The organism is Serratia sp. HNCC26DJ244, from assembly GCF_057180565.1.
In genome coordinates, this window is record NZ_JBXUGO010000099.1 from 1 (window position 1) to 647 (window position 647).

Annotated in this window: 1 protein-coding gene; it reads left to right on the top strand. The window is 66.9% G+C overall.

Translation table 11 applies throughout. The features are described from left to right. Positions 1–647, top strand: a 647-nt coding sequence (locus tag AC2A06_RS18760) for an Ig-like domain-containing protein (RefSeq protein ID WP_484381287.1), incomplete at both ends; no start/stop codon positions are given.

A 647-nucleotide genomic window follows, 5' to 3' on the forward strand; every position in this document is an offset into this window, starting at 1 on the left:
GTGGTCGCTAACCCAGATGGCACCTTGAGTGTCTCCGGTACCGCCGAGCCTAACAGCACCATCACTGTCACCTTCCCGGATGGCAGCACCGCCACCGGGCCGGTAGCCGCCGATGGCAGCTATGGGCCTATCAGCAGCACCGCGCCTCAGACCAGTGGTGATGTCAGCGTGCTGGCCACCGATGTGGCCGGCAATGACAGTCCGTCCGCGGTCACCGCGTATGTGGACAGCACTGGCCCCGTGGCGCCGGCTGCGCCAAGTGTGGTGGCTAACCCAGATGGCACCCTGACGGTGTCTGGTACCGCGGAGCCGGGCAGCACCATCACGGTCACCTTCCCGGACGGCAGCACCGCCACCGGGCCGGTAGCCGCCGACGGCAGCTATGGTCCTATCAGCAGCACCGCGCCGCAAACCAGTGGTGATGTCAGCGTGCTGGCCACCGATGTGGCCGGCAATGACAGTCCGTCCGCGATCACCGCGTATGTGGACAGCACTGGCCCAGTGGCGCCGGCTGCGCCAAGCGTGGTCGCTAACCCAGATGGCACCTTGACGGTCTCCGGTACCGCTGAGCCTAACAGCACCATCACGGTCACCTTCCCGGATGGCAGCACCGCCACCGGACCGGTGGCCGCCGATGGCAGCTATGG